This is a genomic window from Azospirillum brasilense, from assembly GCF_022023855.1.
In the GTDB taxonomy this organism is placed as follows: Bacteria; Pseudomonadota; Alphaproteobacteria; order Azospirillales; family Azospirillaceae; genus Azospirillum; species Azospirillum brasilense_F.
The window spans coordinates 61,987-76,294 of the sequence record NZ_CP059449.1; the positions used below are offsets into that span (position 1 = coordinate 61,987).

The window sequence follows — 14,308 nt, forward strand, 5'->3', positions numbered from 1 at the left end:
GGCCTGCCTCCCGCACCCTCAGCGCGGCTGCAGGACGCCGATCTCCGCCAATGCCGCGCGGTTACGGGTGACGGCGGCGGCCAGATGGCGCAAATGCTGCTGCTGAAGGGCCGGATTGGCGAAGGTGCGCAGATAGCCCTTCAGCACATGCTCCCCGAAGTTCAACGAGAGGTCGGCGTCCAGGTGATGCCCCTTCCGGGAGGTGGCGTGGACGACCATCACCGGATGCCCGCCGAGGAAGAAGCCATGACGATTCCGCGGGTCCGGCATCGTCACGTCGGCCAGAGGAGCGTCATAGACCTGCCACAGGCGCGCGTCGAGCACCTCCACGCAGGCGGGATCGGGATGGACCAGCGCGTTCAGCACATTCTGTTCCCACAGCGCGTGCTGCGCCACGCTGCGGCAGATCACCGCCCATTGCGCCAGCAACCCGCGCGACACCCACAGCATCAGCGCCGACATCAGATACGGCGAGTCCGGGTCGATCCCACGGTCCCGCATCAGGCGTTCCGCCGGCGTGACGTAATGGCCGCCGCTGTGCAGTTCGTCCATCATCCCGCCGAAGGTCATGCGGTCCACCGTGTCGGTGGTGGCGAGCGCCTTGCCGGAGCGCCGGAGGTCATCCGCCAGCCGCTCGGCCACGGCGAGGTCGATGGCTCCCGCCATCATGTCGGCGTCCAGCCACAGCAGGCTGTCCCACGCCTCGCCCGCGCAATATTCCGACAGGTGCCCCTTGCACAGATAGGGATGCGCGTCCGCCGGCAGGATCTTCGGGCGGTCGAGCAGCAGGCCGGCGGCGCGCAGGTAATCGCGCTGACCGTCGGTCAGGCCGAAATCGCAGACGCGCACCCGCTCCAGCGGAAAACGCCCCGTCAGCCCCTCCAGAAAGGCCAGCGTGGTGATGAAATAGCGCGCGTTGGCGCCGGTCACGCACAGTGTGTTCATGGTCGATCCTGCAAGGGGTCCTTCAGCGCCGCCAGATCGCGGCGCAGCCGTTCCACCGGCTCCGTCCAGTCGCCGAACAGGGATTGGCGATAGAGGCGCGCCGTTGGGTACCAGGGCGAATCCACCCGCCCGCACATCCAACGCCACTCCGCCCCCTGGTCGAGCAGCACCGCCACCGGCTTCCCCAGCGCCCCGGCAAGGTGGGCCACGGCGGTGCAGGGGCTGATCACGATGTCCAGCGCCTGGATCGCCGCGGCGGTGTCCGCGAAATCGCGAAGCTCCGTCCCCAGGTCAAGGAACGGGCCGAGCGGGGTGTGGCGCTCAAGGTCCGCGCGCCCGTTGGCGACCTGGAGCAGCACCGTCGTCAAGCCGGGAACGCCGGTCAGCGGCAGCACCGCCCCCAGCCCCGGCGAGCGTTGGCGGTGATAGGGAAAGGCGACCGAACCGTGCCAGACCAGCCCCGCTTTCACCCCGCGCAGCCCGGCCAGCCGGTCCGCCCAACGCCGCGACGCCGCGTCGGGCGCCCGCAGATAAGGAACGGCGGCGGGCACGCTGTCCAGATCGGTGCCCATCCGGTGGATCAGGCTCATGATGGGGATTTGGACGTCGTGGGCCGGTGGCGGTCCGTCGAGGCCGGACAGGTCGTCCACCAGCTCCGACGCGCGGAACAGGTCGAGCAAACCCTCCGGCCCGTGGAAGACCACGCGCATCCCCTGGGCTCGCAGCAGCGGGGCGTAGCGGATGAACTGGATGGCGTCGCCATAACCACGGTCGGCGTGGATCAGCAGCGTCCGGCCCGGCTGAACCCGACCGTCCCAGACAGGCCGGCTGTAAGGTCGCGGCGGCGTGAAAGTGGGCAGGCTCAGCCGCGCCTCGTAATCCGTCGCTCCGTCGCGCAGGCGCCCGGCGAGCATCCGCAGCGTCCCTCGCCCCGCCCGCGCCGTGTCCATCTCCGGCGACAGCCGCAAAGCGCGGTCGAAGGCGGCCTCGGCCAGGATAACCGCGTGCCGTCCCAGCCCGGCGAAGCCCAGGTTGGCCCAGTGCTCGGCCGTTGACGGGTCGAGCGTGACGGCCCGGCGCAGCGCAGTGCGCGCCTCGTCCTGCCGCCACGCCGCCAGCAGCGCCGCACCCGCCGCACCCCAGGCGGCGGCCGTGCCGCGCAGCACCGCCAGCCGGACAAAGGCGTCGGCCGCCGCGTCCGGCCGCTCCGCCTTGCCCAGCGCCTCCGCCATGTTGTTCTGGCTGCGGGCGTGGCCGGGGGCCAGGACCAGAGCGAGCCGGTACAGCACCGCCGCCGCGGCGATATCGCGCGTGCCCAGCCGCAGGTCGCCAAGGTCGCAGGCAAGATCGGGCGACAGCACACCGCGGCGCACGGCGCCGGCCAGCAGGGCCGCCGCCCGGTCCGCCCGCCCCTGGCGCTTCAGGCATTCCGCTTGGCTGCGCGCGTAGGCGGGGTTCTCCGGCGCGCAGACGGTGGCCCGGCGGAAGCGCGCCTCGCCTCCCGCAGGATCGCCCGCGGAGACGGCCAGCACGCCCAGGACGTTCCAGGCTTCGCCGTGGCCGGGGACCAGCGCCAGCGTACGGACGACCCGGCGCTCCGCCCCCGCTCGGTCTCCCCGCTGGAGCGCGGCGGCGCCCGAGCGGAGAAACTCCATCGCGTCGGTCACGCGGCCTCCTGGGATGATAATCGAAGCATGATGGGCGTCATCATGGCGGCAGGTCCAGCGCGTTCAAAGCCTCCGCCCAGACCCCGGCGGCGCGGATGGGGTGGAGGTGGTGATCGCCGGGATTCGGGCTGCGGAATGCCTCGGCGACCAGCCCGGTGTCCGGGTCGGTGATGCGCGGCGTGATGTCGACGAAGGGCAGCCCGCGCGCCTCCGCCTCGTCGCGGAGGCGCGCGTTGTAGCGGTGGGTCAGTTCGGTGCGCTGGCGCAGGGTGGCGGTGACCTCGTGCCGCGCGCGCGCGACCTTGCCCTGGGTCTCGCCGTCCCGGATGGTCGGCAGCACCGCCCCGGTCAGCACCAGCGTGGGATAGCCGCCCTCCAGCAGATCGTCCACGAAGGTGGCGCAGGCGGCCACCGACTCCTCCAACTGCCGCTCGACGCAGTCGCCATGCCTCTGCGCCCGCCACCAGATGACGAAGCCGCAATCGACCTCGCCGAGCTGGATCACCGGAATGGCGTTCGGATCGGCGGGCAGCAAGGCGTCCTTGAAGAGAGTGACCGCGTGGGTTTGGCTTTCCGGGTTGCGCAGGCCGATCGAGGTCGCTCCGGGAATCAGCAGACAGCGCGCCGGCCGGTTGAGCAGGCGAATCGTCGCGGCGATCTCGAAGGATTGCACGTGGCTGTCGCCGAGAAAGTACCAGTCCCGCATGCCCCATGATCCACGCCACCACCGGCGCATTGTGGAGCGGCGGCGGGGTGGGAGTAAACCGGGAAACGAAGAGTGGGAAGCCTATTTCAACTCATTGACTTCAGAAGCCACACCGTCTTTTGGCGGGAAGCGCGAGAGGCGGCGGTCGCCCCTCGCAAAGCGCGCCCCTTCCTGCCTCAGCTGTCCTTCGGCTTGTGCGTGTCGCTGATCGGCTGGACGCCGGCGGGCGGCTGGTCCTGCTGCGGCTGGGGCTGCTGCTCCTGCTGCGGCTGCGGGTTCTGCTGGTCCTGCTGTTGCGGCTCGGGGCGGCGCGGACCGGCCTTGACGTCGTTGTAGACGGCCTCGGCGACGCGCAGCAGGTCCTCCTTGGACATCCGCCCGGCCAGCGCGTAGGCCAGCGGGCCTTCGACCCAGTAGATGGTCGCCACGTCGCCGTTCTGCGAGAAGCCGAACTTGGCCGGGTTGCCGGAGCGCGGGGCGCCGACGAACAGGGTGACGCGCTTGTTCGCCTCGTTCACGTACATGTACTGCGCACCGGCCCCCAGCTCAGTGGGCAGCGACCGCCCGCCGATCAGCCGCAGGCCGACCTTGCCCAGGTCCGGGCCGAAGACGTCGCGCCCGACGCGCTTGGACAGCCAGCTGTTCAACTCGTCCTGGTTGTCGGCGCCGAGCTCGACCTGGAAGCGCTCGTCGGAGGTGTAGAAGCGGTGGGCCTGGGTGGCCTCCTCGGCGAAGGTCTGGAGCGTCTGGCGCTGCTGGACGACCGGCGACTGGTCCACCGCGCCGCGGCCCAGCCAGCCGCCGCCGGCCCCGCCGATGATCAGCATCACCGCCGCGGCCATGCGCACCCAGGAGCGGGCGTGCCAGGGGCCGGCGTTGTCGTTGCCGGGCATGCGCCCGCGCAGCTTGCCTGTCAGTTCCTCGACCGGGCCGCTGACCGGCTCGCGCAGCACGGGATCGAAGAGTTCGTGCAGCAGCGCGGCCTGGGCGCGGTAATCCTCCGCCCGGCGGGCGGCATCCGGGTCGTCGGCCAGCCATCGCTCCACGAAGAGCCGGCGTTCCGGAGCCAGTTGCCCATCCACGTAGGCGTGCAGTTCGTCGTCCGTTACGCAATGCGCGTTCATCACTTCACCCGCCTGAGGGCCACCGAGCCCTCGTTCGCCAGCTTCGCCCTGACCGCCTCGCGCGCCCGCGAGAGGCGCGACATGACGGTCCCGATCGGCACGCCGAGCGTCTCGGCGACCTCCTCGTATTTCAGGCCCTCCAGCGCGACGAGGAGCAGCACCTTGCGCTGTTCCTCCGGCAGGTCGTCGAGCGCGCGCATCATCTCGCGCAACTCCACACGTTCCTCCTGCCGGGCCGGCGTCACCAGCTTCGACTCGACGCTGTCCACATCGACCTCGTCGGGCCGCGACGCTTTGGAGCGGACCTGATTGACATGGACGTTGTGCAGGATGGTGAAAAGCCACGCCCGCAGGTTCGTCCCCGCCTTGAAGGTGTCGGCGCGCGCCACCGCCCGCGTCAACGCCTCCTGCACCAGATCCTCGGCATCCGAACGGTTGCGCAGCAACGCGCGCGCGTAGCGGCGCAGCGACGCAATGTGGACTTCCAGCTCGACCCCGAACGTGCTCAACCGCGCACCCGATTGTTGCCTCGAAGGCTCCACGGACCGCCGGGTGGCGGATCATGGCACTCCTTCAGGTAGGAACGGGTGGCGCGGCCTCCCAGGGCCGAGCCCCATTCAGGACCCGGTACGCCAGGATGAACGCCCCCCGCTCATCGTTTATTCCAGACTTTGATGCCCGTGCAGCAAAAATTCGGCGGAAAGGTGGCAGGACCGAAAACTGCCCCCTCGGGGCGCAGCCTTGTGGCAAATCGCCGCTGCGCGCGGATAAGCCCCCGGTTCGGGCGCGCGGCTTGGCACAATCCATTGCACTGCGTCATAAGGGCGGGGCCATGGCACGCCATCACGACACCATCGAGATTTTGGTCACCGCCCGCCATCTGGAGGCCCAGGGCATCCGCCCGAGCACCCGGATGGTGCGGCTGGCGCTGGGTGGCGGCAGCAACGCGGCCATCGCCCAGGCACTGGCCATGGAGGAGCTGACCCCGCTGGAAGAGTTGATCCGGCGGCGGCGCGACCAACTCGATCTCGACATCGCCAACGCCCGCCGCGCGCTGGCGGAACTGGAAGCCGAGCAGGCCCGGCTGGACGAGCTGGACGATTCCCTGACCGCTCTGGACAAGGCTTAGCCGAAAAAGAATGCCCCTCCCCCGGACCGTGCCGGGGGAGGGGCTTCCAATGCAGGACCGGTCAGCCGGCCTGATGCGCCTTGGCGTAGCCCAGCGACTGCAGCGCCTCGGCGATCTCCGGCAGAATGCCCGGATCGTCGATGGTCGCCGGCGTCTTGTAGTCCTGGTTGTCGGCGATCTTCTGCATGGTGCCGCGCAGGATCTTGCCGGAACGGGTCTTCGGCAGGCGCTCCACCACCACGGCGCGCTTGAAATCGGCGACCGGGCCGATCTGCTCGCGCACCAGCTGCACCACCTCCTTGACGATTTCCTCATGCGGGCGGGTCACGCCGGCCTTCAGGCAGAGGAAGCCCAGCGGCACCTGCCCCTTCAGGTCGTCGGCCACGCCGATCACCGCGCATTCCGCCACGTCCTTGTGGCTGGCCAGAACCTCTTCCATACCGCCGGTGGACAGGCGGTGGCCGGCGACGTTGATGATGTCGTCGGTGCGGGCCATGATGTAGACGTAGCCGTCGTCGTCGATGAAGCCCGCGTCACCGGTCTGGTAATAGCCGGGGTAATCGGACAGGTACGACTTCCTGTAGCGGTCGTCGGCGTTCCACAGCGTCGGCAGCGTGCCCGGAGGAAGCGGCAGCTTCACGCAGATGGCACCGATGTCGCCGCGCGGCACCTCCTTGTTCTCGGCGTTCAGGATCTGCACGTCCCAGCCCGGCATCGGGCGGGTGGCCGAGCCGTACTTGATCGGGAAGAGCTGCACGCCCAGCGGGTTGCCGGAGATCGCCCAGCCGGTTTCGGTCTGCCACCAGTGGTCGATGACCGGAACGTTCAGATTGTCTTCGGCCCAATGCAGCGTGTCGGGGTCCGACCGCTCGCCGGCCAGGAACAAGGCGCGGAAGTGCGACAGGTCGTACTTCTTCAGCAGCTCGGCGTTGGGGTCCTCGCGCTTGATGGCGCGGAAGGCCGTCGGGGCGGTGAACAGCGTGCCGATCTTGTGCTGCTCGATCACCCGCCAGAAGGTGCCGGCGTCCGGCGTGCCTACCGGCTTGCCCTCGAACACCACCGTGGTGCAGCCGTGCAGCAGCGGGCCGTAGACGATGTAGGAGTGGCCGACGACCCAGCCCACGTCCGACGCGGCCCAGTACACCTCGCCCGGCTCGACGTTGTAGATGTTCTTCATCGTCCACTTCAGCGCCACGGCGTGGCCGCCGTTGTCTCGGATCACGCCCTTCGGCTGGCCCGTGGTGCCCGAGGTGTAGAGGATGTAGAGCGGGTCGGTCGCGGCGACCGGCACGCACTCCGCCGGTTCGGCCCTGGCGACGGCCTCCGCCCAGTCCACGTCACGGCCTTCGACCAGGGTCGCGGTTTCCTGCGGCCGCTGGAAGACGATCACGCTCGACGGCTTGTGCTCCGCCTGCTCGATGGCGGCGTCGAGCATCGGCTTGTACTTGACGACGCGGTTCGGCTCGATGCCGCAGGAGGCCGAGACGATGGCCTTCGGCCGGGAGTCGTTGATGCGGGTCGCCAGCTCGTGCGGGGCGAAGCCGCCGAACACCACCGAATGCACCGCGCCGAGACGCGCGCAGGCCAGCATGGCGACCAGCGACTGCGGAATCATCGGCATGTAGAGGATGACGCGGTCGCCCTTCTCCACGCCCTGGGCGCGCAACGCGCCGGCGAAGCGGGCGACCTGATCCTGGAGTTCGGCGTAGGTGATGGTCTGCACGGTCTTGGTGACCGGGCTGTCGTAGATGATTGCCGCCTGGGCGCCGCGTCCGGCCTCCACATGGCGGTCGACGGCGTTGTAGCAGGTGTTCAGGACGCCGCCGGTGAACCAGCGGTAGAAGGGCGCATTGCTGTCGTCCAGCACCTTGTCCCAGCGCTTGATCCAGGTGATGTCTTCCGCCGCCTCGCCCCAAAATCCATCGGGATCGGACAGGGAACGGGCGTGGATCTGGTTGTAGCGATCGGCCGAGCTTTGGCTCATGGGGGGCGTCCCTTATATTTTGTTTGGTTCGCGTTTCTCCGCAGCCGCGCAATGAACGTTCACGCAGCGGCCCCAATCTGCGTCAGATCTGCATCGTTTGGCAAACGGCATTCCGGAAGGTGCGGCGGGCTGTCGCACCACTTTGGTGAGTGCCGAACCCGCCCGCCGCCCTTCCGGCGGGTGTTACTGTTCCAGTTGCAGGAAGCCGGCGGCCAGCGCCGCGCCGCAGAAGCCGACATCCTCGATGTAGGTCTTCGTCTCCGACACCCGCACCCGCCCGCAGGGGCGTTGCGGGTTGTGGGTATCGATGGGCATGACGTGGCCGACGTCCTTCAACAGCACCGTCTCCACCCACAGGGCGTTGGCGCCCGCCGGGGCGTAGCCCTGCCGCACGGCGCGCTCCGGCCAGGAGGGCTCCTGACCGATGACCGCGGGGGCATCCGCCTTCAGGCCGTGGAAGGCCGTCCACTGGTTGGTCAGGTAGAGGGCGTTCTGCGGGTCCACGGTGCAGTCGGCCGTCCCCTGGACGATCAGCACGCGCGGACGCCCGGCGGGGTGCTGGGCGCGCTGGACCGCCTTCGCCCATTCGCGGCTGTCGTAGCCGCCGGAGCGCGCCTTCACCTCGGCGCAGCCGCGCGACACTGAGATGCCGCAGAGCGACGCGGCCGACTGCATGCTCTGGGCGCACAGCGCCGGCACGCCCGCGAACAGCGCCCCGCCCGCGAAGACCTGCGGGAAGTCGGCCAGCAAGGTCGCCGCCATGCCCGCCCCCGCCGACAGACCGGTAACGGAAACCCGCTCCGCGTCCACCGCCGGGCCGTTGGCGCCCAGCCCCTTGCCGGAGACGACCGCCCCGACCATCGAGGCGATGGCCGCCGCCTCGCTCGGCACAAAGCCTTTCAACGGGCTGTTCAGCCGGTCGGCGAAGTTGAAGCAGCCGAGCGGGTTGCCGTAACGCCCGAAGCCCCCGGTTCCCACCATGGACAGCAGATTGTGCTTCTGCGCCGGCAACAGGGCGACGAAGCCATGGGCGTCGGCCATATCCTTCCAACCCGAATCCTCGAAGAAGGTGCGGGCATCCTGCTCGCAACCGTGCAGCAGGACCAGCAGCGGCGCCTTGCCGCGCGCCCGCGCGCTGTCCGGCACATAGACCAGGGCCGACAGGGCCGTGCCCTGCGCGTCGTAGCTGCCGGCGGGCAGTTCGACGGGCATGGCCTGCTGCGGCTGGGCCGCGGCGACGGGAAGAAGCCACGACAAGAGGAAGAACGCCGCCAAAACCGGCTTTCGTAAGCGCACCAACAATGTCATCGCCGTCCTCCCCTTCCCGCATCGGGAGAATTGATTCGCAGGGCATCAAATTGCCTCACCAATTCCCATAGAAGACGCGCAACAATCACTTGTGAACTGCTAATTTTTAAAAGGCCGCCCCGATCGCATACTTGCGTATGGCTGCGTTCATTTTACACAGGCCGCGACGTCCCGTCCGTCATCGGGTTCCCTCGGTGGCGGCCTTGTCTCTGGCCTATTGGAGATTGGAACGCTATGCATGTCGCCATGAGCAGCGACCCGCCCGTCTTCGGCATCCGACCGATCCTGACCGTTGTCCACCCGAACGGCGAACGGCTGATCGTGGCCCGGCTGACCAGTCTCGGCGGGTCCAGCCAGTCCAACCGCTTCGTCCTGCGCCGCGCCGATTTCCGCGCGCCGTGGGAGCAGCCGGACAAAGGCTATTTCGGTTATGCGGAGGTCGCCCGCGCGCTGGACGCCAACGGCTGGCGCGGCTGCGCCATCGAAGCGATGCCCACCACCGACCTGGAGGAGCGGCGGACCCGCCAGCTCGCCCGCAAGAAGCTGCACCTGCAATGCGTGGAGGCGGCGATCCGCCGCGCGCAGGAAAGCCAAGCCCCCTGAGCGGGCGCCGCAACGCAGCCTTCCCCCGAACCCGCGCGGCGCTTATATCCCGTTCCAAGCACAGAACGGCCAAAGCCCAGCATGGCCCAAGCCCAGAACGGAGGGACAGATGACCCGCAGCGCCACCCGGCACCCGATTGGCGATTTCCTTGGCGCTCCCCAGACCACCATGCCCGACACCGCCCTGGCCGCCGCAGGCGACGCGCCGGACCTCGGCGCCCTTCCCTCCTGGGACCTGACGGACCTCTATCCGGGCATGGAGTCGGCGGAACTGAAGGCCGACCTGGAGCGGATGGAGCGCGCGTCCAAGGACTTCTACGAGAAGTACGCGACCAAGCTGGCCGGGCTGGACGGCAACGCCTTCGCCGCCGCCATCCGCGAGTACGAGCGCATCGACGAGGTGCTGTCGCGGGTGATGTCCTACGCCGGGCTGGTCTACAACGGCAACATGACCGACCCGGCCATCGCCAAGTTCTACCAGTCGGCGCAGGAGCGGGTGAACGGCATCTCAACCCACCTCGTCTTCTTCACGCTGGAGATCAACCGGCTGGAGGACAAGGTGCTGGACGCCAAGCTGACGGCGTCGAAGGACCTCGCCCGCTACGCCCCCTGGCTGCGCGATGTCCGCCTGTTCCGCGAGCACCAGCTCTCCGACGAGGTGGAACGGCTGCTCCATGAGAAGCATGTGGTCGGGCGCGCCGCCTGGAACCGCCTGTTCGACGAGACCATCGCCAGCTTGCGCTTCCCCATCGGCGGGAAGGAACTGACCTGCGCAGAGGCGCTGAACCGCCTGTCCGACCGCCGTCAGGAGGTCCGCAAGGAGGCCGGAGCGGTGATCGGCCGGGTGATGGGCGACAACATCCGCCTGTTCGCCCTGGTGACCAACACGCTGGCCAAGGACAAGGAGATCGACGACAAGTGGCGCAACTACAAGGCGCCGACCTCGGCCCGCAACCTGTCCAACCGCGTCGAGGACGAGGTGGTGGACGCGCTGGCCTCGGCGGTGAAGGACGCCTACCCGTCCCTGTCCCACCGCTACTACGCAATGAAGGCCAAGTGGTTCGGGCAGGACCATCTGGATTACTGGGACCGCAACGCGCCGCTGCCCGACGACACCGACCGCAGCATCCGCTGGGACGAGGCGCGCGATCTGGTTCTGGGCGCCTATGGCCGCTTCTCGCCGGATCTGGCCTCACTGGGCAAGCGCTTCTTCGACAACGCCTGGATCGATGCGCCGGTGCGCCCCGGCAAGGCGCCGGGCGCCTTCGCCCACCCCACGGTGCCCAGCGTCCACCCCTACCTGCTGGTCAACTACCAGGGCAAGACGCGCGACGTGATGACGCTCGCGCATGAGCTGGGCCACGGCGTGCACCAGATCCTGGCCGGCGGACAGGGGCACCTGCTGTCCGACACGCCGCTGACCCTGGCGGAGACCGCGTCGGTGTTCGGCGAGATGCTGACCTTCCGCGCCCTGCTCGACCGCGAGACCGACCCGAAGCGCCGCAAGATCATGCTGGCCTCCAAGGTCGAGGACATGCTGAACACGGTGGTCCGCCAGATCGCCTTCTTCGACTTCGAGCGCCGCGTCCACACCGAGCGCCGCGAGGGCGAACTGACCGCCGAGCGGCTGGGCGAGATCTGGATGGCGGTGCAGACCGAAAGCCTCGGCCCGGCGCTGCGCTTCGACGAGGGCTACCGGAACTACTGGTCCTACATCCCGCATTTCATCCACTCGCCCTTCTACGTCTACGCCTACGCGTTCGGGGACTGCCTGGTGAACTCGCTCTACGCGGTCTATCAGGAGTCGGAGAAGGGCTTCGCGGAAAAGTACTTGGCGATGCTGTCGGCAGGCGGCACGCTGCGCCATCAGGAGCTTCTGGCTCCCTTCGGGCTGGACGCCAGCGATCCGGCCTTCTGGCAGAAGGGGCTGAACGTCATCCGCGGCTTTGTTGACGAGCTGGAAAATCAGCCCTGACCGGGTTTTCTTGACGGACGTCAAGAATCCCTAATCGTGGGATGGGTATGGTGGCCTCCAATGATCCCTTCGGAGACCACCATGCCCACCCTTTCGATTCCCGCCTGGAGCCCGTCCCTGGAAGTCGGCAACGCCATCATCGACGCCGACCACAAGGAGACCGTCGAGCTTCTGGCCGAAGCCGCCAAGGCGTCGGATGCCGACCTGCCCGCCCATTTCACCGCCTTCGCCCAGCACCTCCGCGACCATCTGGCCCGCGAGGAGGAGTTGATGCACCAGTACGGCTTCCCGCCGACGCCCATCCATGTGCACGAGCACAACCGCGTCCGCCTGGAGCTGGAAGGAATCGCCAAGCGCATGGCCGCCGGCAATCTGGCCCTGGTCCGCGGCTACCTGACCGAGGTCGTGCCGGAGTGGTTCATCAACCACAAGAACACCATGGACAGCGCCACCGCCGCCTGGATCCGCAGCCAGGGCGGCTGATCCACCGCCTCCCACCGTCAAAGCCGCGCGAACACCGAATTGAGGGGTGGCTCCGTCCGGAAGAACACCGGAGGGAGCCCTTTCCCGGATGGCCTGAACACGGGCGAAACTTTACCCTTGTTGCGCCAATCCGCTCCGGATATTCGCGAAAATTGCTGCATTGACGTGGGAGGTGCTTGATGGGCGATTTCACGCTTCGCACCGCCGACCGGCGGGACGCGACCCTTTCCGAGGACGCCGTCAACGATCTTGCGGCCCGTCTGCGCGGCCCGCTGCTGACCCCGCAGTCGCCGGGCTATGACGAGGCCCGGACGATCTGGAACGCCATGATCGACCGCCGGCCCGGCCTGATCGCCCGCTGCGCCGGGGCCGCGGACGTCATGCAGGCGGTGCGCTTCGCGCGGGAGAACGGGCTGCTGGTCTCCGTGCGCGGCGGCGGTCATAACATCGCCGGCAACTCCCTGTGCGACGGCGGCCTGCTGATCGACCTCGGCGCGTTGCGTTTCGTCCATGTCGACCCCATCAGCCGGACGGCGCGGGTGGCGCCCGGCGCCACGCTGGGCGATCTCGACCGGGAGACGCAGGCCTTCGGGCTGGCCGTGCCGGTCGGCATCAACTCCACCACCGGCATCGCCGGGCTGACTTTGGGCGGCGGGTTCGGCTGGCTGACCCGAAAGTACGGGCTGACGGTGGACAATCTGCTGGGCGCCGACGTGGTCACCGCCGAAGGTAAGTTCCTGCGCGCCAGCGCCGACGAGAACGCCGACCTCTTCTGGGCCATCCGCGGCGGCGGCGGCAATTTCGGCATCGTCACCTCCTTCACCTTCCGCCTGCATCCCGTGGGGCCGATGGTCTTTGCCGGGCTGGTCGTCCACCCCTTCGCGGGGGCCGGCGACCTGATGCGCCGCTACCGCGACGCCACGGCGGCCCTGCCCGACGAGGCAACCGCCTGGATGGTGCTGCGCAAGGCGCCGCCCCTGCCCTTCCTGCCGCCGGACGTGCACGGCAAGGAGGTGCTGGTCATGCCCGTCATCTATGCCGGCAACGACGAGGCGGCGGCCCGCAAGGCGCTGGAACCGGTGCTGTCGCTGGGCACGCCGGTCGGGGAGCATGTCGGCCTCATGCCTTACGCGGCGTGGCAGGCGGCCTTCGACCCGCTTCTGGTGCCGGGCGCGCGGAACTACTGGAAATCGCAGAACTTCACCGGGCTGGAGGACGGGCTGATCGACCTGCTGGTCGAGGAGGCCGCGAGGCTGCCCTCCGACCAATGCGAGATCTTCGTCGGCCTGCTCGGCGCGGCGGCCAACCGCGTGCCGGCGGACGCCACCGCCTACCCGCACCGCGACGCCCTGTTCGTCATGAACGTGCACGCGCGCTGGAACACCCCGCCGGAGGACAGCGCCTGCATCCAATGGGCGCGCGGCGTTTCCGACCGGACCGCCCGCTACGCCACGGGCGGGGTCTATGTGAACTTCGTCACCGACGACGAACAGCGCGTCCAGGCCGCCTATGGGCCGAACTACGAACGCCTGCGGGCGCTGAAGGCGAAATACGACCCCGGCAATCTATTCTGCGTGAACCAGAACATCGCGCCGGGTGGGTGAGTCCGGTGATCCTGCGGAACGGTGGCGCCATCCTGCGCAAGCGGGTTACAGTGTCACCGATCCCCAGGAGAGCGAAATGGGCAAGATCGTCAGGCTCGAAATCGACGAAGCGCTGCACGCGACTCTGACCGAACGCGCCGCGATCAACGGACGCTCGGTCGAGGAGGAAGTGGGTGCCATCCTGTCGCAGGCCGCACGCCCCGGCCGTGCGGCGCTCATTGAGGAACTCCAGCGGGAGCAGGACGAGCTTGCCCGCAAATATGGTGTGCTTCCCGACAGCACGCCGCTGATCCGTGAATGGCGCGACCGGTGAGCGTGGTAAGCCAAGCGGTCGTGGTGGACGCCAGTGTCGCCGTGAAATGGATCATCAGGGAAGACGCAAGCTCAGACGCACTTGCGTTCCTTGCCCAGGAAAAGCCGCTGCTGGCACCCGATATTCTGCTCATCGAAGTGGCTGCGGCGCTGGCCAAGCGAGTCCACACGGGCACTTTGGAGACGTCGGATGCCGACACGCTCTTGGGCCGCTTGCGTGGATTGGTCGCCCAACTCCCGCTGACGCTGACTCGGGCGGTGGATGTGGCGGAACGTGCACTCGACCTCAGCGGTACGCTTCGGCATCCCTTGGTCGATTGCCTCTATCTGGCTCTCGCTTGGTCGACGACCGCGGGACTGGTGACCGCAGACCGCAAATTGGCGGAAGCCGCCGCCCGAAGCGGATTGCCGGGACTGGTCCGGATCGGTCCCGCTGCCTGAGGCAACACCAGGGGACTCGCCTTTCGG

Annotated in this window: 14 protein-coding genes; 7 read left to right on the plus strand and 7 right to left on the minus strand. The window is 68.5% G+C overall.

Annotation, left to right across the window (positions count from 1 at the left end; all coding sequences use genetic code 11):
* Positions 1-18: 18 nt before the first annotated feature.
* The 5 genes from H1Q64_RS00300 to H1Q64_RS00320 form a co-directional block, all read right to left on the minus strand.
* The gene (locus H1Q64_RS00300; RefSeq protein WP_237903918.1) at positions 19-945 is read right to left on the minus strand and encodes a hypothetical protein; all 927 of its coding nucleotides are present in this window, start codon (positions 943-945) and stop codon (positions 19-21) included.
* Positions 942-2,612 carry a tetratricopeptide repeat protein gene (locus H1Q64_RS00305; protein WP_237903919.1) on the minus strand — a complete coding sequence of 557 codons (1,671 nt, stop codon included), beginning with the start codon at positions 2,610-2,612 and terminating at the stop codon, positions 942-944. The genes H1Q64_RS00300 and H1Q64_RS00305 overlap by 4 nt, the downstream gene beginning before the upstream one ends.
* Before the next feature lie 40 nt (positions 2,613-2,652).
* Entirely contained in the window at positions 2,653-3,318 is a 666-nt protein-coding gene (locus H1Q64_RS00310; RefSeq protein ID WP_237903920.1) for an SGNH/GDSL hydrolase family protein, read from the minus strand.
* 176 nt (positions 3,319-3,494) lie between these two features.
* Complete coding sequence (locus tag H1Q64_RS00315) at positions 3,495-4,442, minus strand: anti-sigma factor family protein (RefSeq protein WP_237903921.1); 948 nt, start codon at positions 4,440-4,442, stop codon at positions 3,495-3,497.
* Positions 4,442-4,951, minus strand: coding sequence for a sigma-70 family RNA polymerase sigma factor (locus tag H1Q64_RS00320; protein WP_014239953.1), 510 nt, complete (start codon positions 4,949-4,951; stop codon positions 4,442-4,444). Before H1Q64_RS00320 ends, H1Q64_RS00315 begins: the two co-directional genes overlap by 1 nt.
* A 323-nt stretch (positions 4,952-5,274) precedes the next feature.
* On the opposite strand from H1Q64_RS00320, the gene H1Q64_RS00325 reads away from it, so the two are divergent.
* Entirely contained in the window at positions 5,275-5,571 is a 297-nt protein-coding gene (locus H1Q64_RS00325) for a DNA-binding protein (RefSeq protein WP_145628603.1), read from the plus strand.
* 61 nt (positions 5,572-5,632) lie between these two features.
* Here H1Q64_RS00325 and H1Q64_RS00330 read toward each other — a convergent pair whose 3' ends face one another.
* Together H1Q64_RS00330 and H1Q64_RS00335 are read right to left on the minus strand one after the other, a co-directional pair.
* Positions 5,633-7,555 carry a propionyl-CoA synthetase gene (locus H1Q64_RS00330; RefSeq protein WP_237903922.1) on the minus strand — a complete coding sequence of 641 codons (1,923 nt, stop codon included), beginning with the start codon at positions 7,553-7,555 and terminating at the stop codon, positions 5,633-5,635.
* 183 nt (positions 7,556-7,738) lie between these two features.
* The gene (locus H1Q64_RS00335; protein WP_237903923.1) at positions 7,739-8,812 is read right to left on the minus strand and encodes an alpha/beta hydrolase family esterase; all 1,074 of its coding nucleotides are present in this window, start codon (positions 8,810-8,812) and stop codon (positions 7,739-7,741) included.
* 297 nt (positions 8,813-9,109) lie between these two features.
* Here H1Q64_RS00335 and H1Q64_RS00340 point away from each other — a divergent pair, with 297 nt between their 5' ends.
* The 6 genes from H1Q64_RS00340 to H1Q64_RS00365 all read left to right on the plus strand — a co-directional run bounded on the left by H1Q64_RS00340 (position 9,110) and on the right by H1Q64_RS00365 (position 14,281).
* Entirely contained in the window at positions 9,110-9,466 is a 357-nt protein-coding gene (locus tag H1Q64_RS00340; RefSeq protein WP_114860556.1) for a hypothetical protein, read from the plus strand.
* A gap of 169 nt (positions 9,467-9,635) precedes the next feature.
* On the plus strand, positions 9,636-11,441 hold the full coding sequence (locus H1Q64_RS00345) for a M3 family oligoendopeptidase (RefSeq protein WP_237904892.1): 1,806 nt from the start codon (positions 9,636-9,638) through the stop codon (positions 11,439-11,441).
* Positions 11,442-11,522: 81 nt separating this feature from the next.
* Positions 11,523-11,924, plus strand: a complete 402-nt coding sequence (locus tag H1Q64_RS00350; RefSeq protein WP_237903924.1) for a bacteriohemerythrin — start codon at positions 11,523-11,525, stop codon at positions 11,922-11,924.
* 179 nt (positions 11,925-12,103) lie between these two features.
* Positions 12,104-13,528: an FAD-binding oxidoreductase gene (locus H1Q64_RS00355; RefSeq protein ID WP_237903925.1), complete on the plus strand. Its 1,425-nt coding sequence runs from the start codon at positions 12,104-12,106 to the stop codon at positions 13,526-13,528.
* Between the two features lie 76 nt (positions 13,529-13,604).
* Complete coding sequence (locus tag H1Q64_RS00360; protein ID WP_145679522.1) at positions 13,605-13,841, plus strand: FitA-like ribbon-helix-helix domain-containing protein; 237 nt, start codon at positions 13,605-13,607, stop codon at positions 13,839-13,841.
* A complete protein-coding gene (locus H1Q64_RS00365) occupies positions 13,838-14,281 on the plus strand; it encodes a type II toxin-antitoxin system VapC family toxin (protein WP_237903926.1) in 444 nt (147 codons plus the stop codon). Before H1Q64_RS00360 ends, H1Q64_RS00365 begins: the two co-directional genes overlap by 4 nt.
* Positions 14,282-14,308: the final 27 nt, after the last annotated feature.

Coding starts and splice junctions, on each gene's coding strand:
- H1Q64_RS00300 (WP_237903918.1), bottom strand. CDS start 945: ATGAACACACTGTGCGTGACCGGCGCCAACGCGCGCTATTTCATCACC.
- H1Q64_RS00310 (WP_237903920.1), bottom strand. CDS start 3,318: ATGCGGGACTGGTACTTTCTCGGCGACAGCCACGTGCAATCCTTCGAG.
- H1Q64_RS00315 (WP_237903921.1), bottom strand. CDS start 4,442: ATGAACGCGCATTGCGTAACGGACGACGAACTGCACGCCTACGTGGAT.
- H1Q64_RS00325 (WP_145628603.1), top strand. CDS start 5,275: ATGGCACGCCATCACGACACCATCGAGATTTTGGTCACCGCCCGCCAT.
- H1Q64_RS00330 (WP_237903922.1), bottom strand. CDS start 7,555: ATGAGCCAAAGCTCGGCCGATCGCTACAACCAGATCCACGCCCGTTCC.
- H1Q64_RS00340 (WP_114860556.1), top strand. CDS start 9,110: ATGAGCAGCGACCCGCCCGTCTTCGGCATCCGACCGATCCTGACCGTT.
- H1Q64_RS00345 (WP_237904892.1), top strand. CDS start 9,636: ATGCCCGACACCGCCCTGGCCGCCGCAGGCGACGCGCCGGACCTCGGC.
- H1Q64_RS00350 (WP_237903924.1), top strand. CDS start 11,523: ATGCCCACCCTTTCGATTCCCGCCTGGAGCCCGTCCCTGGAAGTCGGC.
- H1Q64_RS00355 (WP_237903925.1), top strand. CDS start 12,104: ATGGGCGATTTCACGCTTCGCACCGCCGACCGGCGGGACGCGACCCTT.
- H1Q64_RS00360 (WP_145679522.1), top strand. CDS start 13,605: ATGGGCAAGATCGTCAGGCTCGAAATCGACGAAGCGCTGCACGCGACT.